The sequence below is a fragment of the Trebonia sp. genome, assembly GCF_030042015.1.
GTDB lineage: Bacteria > Actinomycetota > Actinomycetes > Streptosporangiales > Streptosporangiaceae > Trebonia.
Genome location: NZ_JASIAL010000004.1, coordinates 1 through 3,209, shown reverse-complemented (window position 1 = coordinate 3,209; position 3,209 = coordinate 1). Strand labels below are relative to the sequence as shown.

Below are 3,209 nucleotides of genomic sequence, written 5' to 3'. Positions count from 1 at the left end.
CGGGTCCGCGCCGCGAGCTGGTGCATCGTCAGGCCGTGCAGCCCGCCGCCAGGGGTGACGGTCAGCCGGGCGACGAGCAGCGGCTCGTCGCCCGCGTAGAACGTGGACAGCACGTCCAGGCCGAGTGCCGCGCCCACGAACCACGGCGCGGCCAGCGCCGCGGTCGACCGGACGTTGCCGAACCCGAAGGTCTCCTTTACCGAGTGGGCGAGCTGCGGGTCGAAGATGCGCAGCACGACCGGCGTGCCTTCCCAGTAGGCGCCCAGCTGGTCGCGGACCGCCAGGCCGGTCTCGAGGTTGGCCAGGTCGTCGCTGGTCAGCACGGCGACCGCGGACGCGGCGGCCAGCCGCACCGAGTGCAGCACCTCGGGCAGGGTCGCGTCGGCGATCACGACAGGGACGCCGAGGGCGCGGACCTGGCCGAGGTGGCGGTTGTGCTCGTTCATCTCGACCACCACGACATCGCTGCCCGCGGCGTGCAGCTGCTGTACCACCCGCAGGCCGACCGTGCCCAGGCCGACCACGAGCACGTGCCCGCGCAGGGCGGTGATCTGCTGCCTGCCGAGGGACTCCTCGATCCGGCGGCTGACGAGGATGTTGGTGAACAGCGCGAAGAACACGGCCACGAACAGGGCGCCGGTCACCATGAGCAGGATCGCGAAGACGATGAGCCAGTTCGGCTCGCCGCGGAACGTGTAGTCGCCGTATCCCACGGTCGTCACGGTCTCGACGGTGAAGTAGACGGCCTCGAGCAGCGAGATCCGATGACCCGGGCCCGCGTACTGGTAGAACAGGCGCAGCACGACCGTCGAGGCGGCGAGCACCCCGAGCAGCGCGCACAGCGCGATGACCAGCCTGCGGTCGGCGGCGCGCGCCAGCGACACCGCAAGATCCCATACGCCCGCGGTCCGCCTGCTGCGGCGCGGCATGGTGGGCTGGGGAGACGGGCGGGATCGTTCGGGATGATGAAGGACGGATGCGGCGCGGAGCTCGCCTGGGGTCCCGATCAGCGTCACCTCATCGCCTGCCTTGACGTTCGTGTCCCTGCCGGGGCAGACGGTGACATCGCCGCCGCTCGCGGGCACGATCGCCACCGGGGCCAGCGCGCCGTACAGCTCGCGCAGGCTCGCGGACCGCGGCGCCGTGGTGCGGGCGGCGAGGAAGCGCTCACCGGACAGCGTCATCTCCTGCACCCCCGCGCGCAGGCAGGCCTCGACGACCGACGGCGCGGACAGCCCCGCGACGTCGAGGACCGAGACGCCGACCTGCTTGACCGCGCGGCCAACGGCGGGGTTGGTGATCTGCGCGACCACCCGCACGTCCGAGCGGAGCCTGCGGGTGAGCAGCGCGCTTTCCAGCGTGTGCAGGTCGTCGTGCTGCGCGCAGATCACCGCGATGGCGCCGGGCAGGCCGGCGCTCATCATCGTCTCCTCGGCCCGGGTGCTGCCGGTGATGAGCGGCACGCCCCAGGCGGCGATCAGCCGCGCCAGCGGGGGGTCGGGGTCATCGTCGATGACCACGGCCGGGACGCCCGACAGCATGAGCTGCTCGACGATCCGCAGGCCGACGCCGGGCAGGCCGCAGACGATGACATGCCCGTGCCAGTCCGAATGCGCACCCCCCACGGCCCTACCTTTCCCAATTGGGATTACCGGCATGTTAGGTGCGTGTGTCGCTACTCGCGCTACTCGCCGACCGCGCCGTCGATGGCCTCACGGAGCAGGTCCGCATGCCCGGCGTGCCTGGCGGTCTCCTCGATCAGGTGCAGCAGGACCCAGCGCAGCGTGAACTGCCAGCCGTCCTCGCCCTTGAACGCGGACAGCTGGTCGAGGGTTTCGGCCCGGGCCGCGGCCTGGCGGCTGCGGTCGCAGGCAGCCTCATACCGCGTCCTGAGGTCGTCGGGGTCCATCGTGGTCGCGGTGTGAAACTCCCAGTCCCGGTCCGCGTCCCAGTCGACGTGCTTCCAGTCATCTTGTGCGGGCAGGCCCAGGAAGCGGATCTCCATCCAGGACTCCTCGACAAGCGCGAGGTGATAGAGGATGCCGGCGAGCGTCAGGTCCGAGGTGGGGATCTGCCGGGCTAGCTGGTCCTTGCTGAGCCCTTCGGCCTTGAGCAGGATGGTCGCGCGCTGGTAGTCGAGGTACTGGGCGAGCGCGTCGCGCTCGCCCGCGGTCGGGTCGGGGTCTTGTCTCATCGCCGCTCCAACTGGTCCTCGTCGATACGGTCTCGGTTTCCTGCGCCATCGACACTAGACCCTGGCTCTGACATTTTCTGGCCGGGAGGCGGCGCGCCTTTTCGATGCGATGCTCGGCCGCATTCGATTCGAAAAGGATCTTGGAAAACGTGCTTCCAGCGGCGCGGATTTGTCGCAGGGGTACGGTATAGTGTTCGTATCAGCCCAGATCTCCCCCCGGCAATCCGAACGGAGAACCGTCCCATGGCAGCCGCCCCCATCCCCGGCCCCGGACAGCCCGGCGGCGATGACTGGGACGCGGACGCGGACCTGGCCCGGTTCCTGGACGAAGTAAACGCCGGCCGCATCCCGGTCCCAGACGAGGACCCCGCCGCCCCGGCGGTCATGGTCACCCTGGGCGAGGCCGCCGACGTGGACCCGGCGGCGCTGGCCGCGATGGCCGGCCCGGACGGCCTGGGCGGGGAAGGGTTCGCCCAGGACAAGACCGCGGACGCGCTGCGCCCGGGGCCGCTGCTGGCCGCGCTCACCGAGAACGCTGCCGCCAGCGTACCCGCGCTCAGTGATAACGAGCTGCTGGGGCTGGTGTCGGCGGCCCGCCGGTTGCAGAACCGGGCGGAGTACCTGGAGCTGGCCGGGATCGCGGAGTTCACCGCCCGCCGCGCCGCCCAGTTCGAGGCGTCGAAGGCGCGCGGGGACCCAAGAGGCTGCCGGGCCGGGGAGTTCGCCGACGCCGAGCTGGCGTCGGAGCTGCTGACCACCGCGCACGAGGCGTCCGGCCGGATGGACCTGGCGGTCTGCCTGGCCACCCGGCTGCCCGCACGTTCGCCGGGCTGGCGGCCGGGGTGATCGACGGCGGCCGGGCCAGCGCGATCTGGTATTACACCCGGTTCCTGTCCGATGCCGATGCCGCCTGCGCGGACGCGGTGCTGGCCGCGGCCGCGCCGGGGCTGCGCTATGACCAGCTGGCCCGCAGGGCCGCCGCGCTGGAAATGAGGCTCGACCCTGAGGCGGTGCG

General features: G+C 71.5%; 3 protein-coding genes. 1 reads left to right on the top strand and 2 read right to left on the bottom strand.

The annotated features are described in order from the left end of the window. On the bottom strand, positions 1–1,625 hold a 1,625-nt coding region (locus Q1N79_RS00135), incomplete at its 3' end, for an NAD-binding protein (RefSeq protein WP_300602537.1). A 59-nt stretch (positions 1,626–1,684) separates the two neighbouring features. Continuing rightward, positions 1,685–2,194, bottom strand: coding sequence for a DinB family protein (locus Q1N79_RS00130; protein ID WP_300602535.1), 510 nt, complete (start codon positions 2,192–2,194; stop codon positions 1,685–1,687). Positions 2,195–2,437: 243 nt separating this feature from the next. Here Q1N79_RS00130 and Q1N79_RS00125 point away from each other — a divergent pair, with 243 nt between their 5' ends. Continuing rightward, on the top strand, positions 2,438–3,040 hold the full coding sequence (locus Q1N79_RS00125) for a hypothetical protein (protein ID WP_300602533.1): 603 nt from the start codon (positions 2,438–2,440) through the stop codon (positions 3,038–3,040). The last annotated feature ends 169 nt before the right edge of the window (positions 3,041–3,209 follow it).

Bases quoted from the DNA above. Each gene is read 5' to 3' on its own strand.
- Q1N79_RS00130 (WP_300602535.1), bottom strand. From the start codon at position 2,194: ATGAGACAAGACCCCGACCCGACCGCGGGCGAGCGCGACGCGCTCGCC.
- Q1N79_RS00125 (WP_300602533.1), top strand. From the start codon at position 2,438: ATGGCAGCCGCCCCCATCCCCGGCCCCGGACAGCCCGGCGGCGATGAC.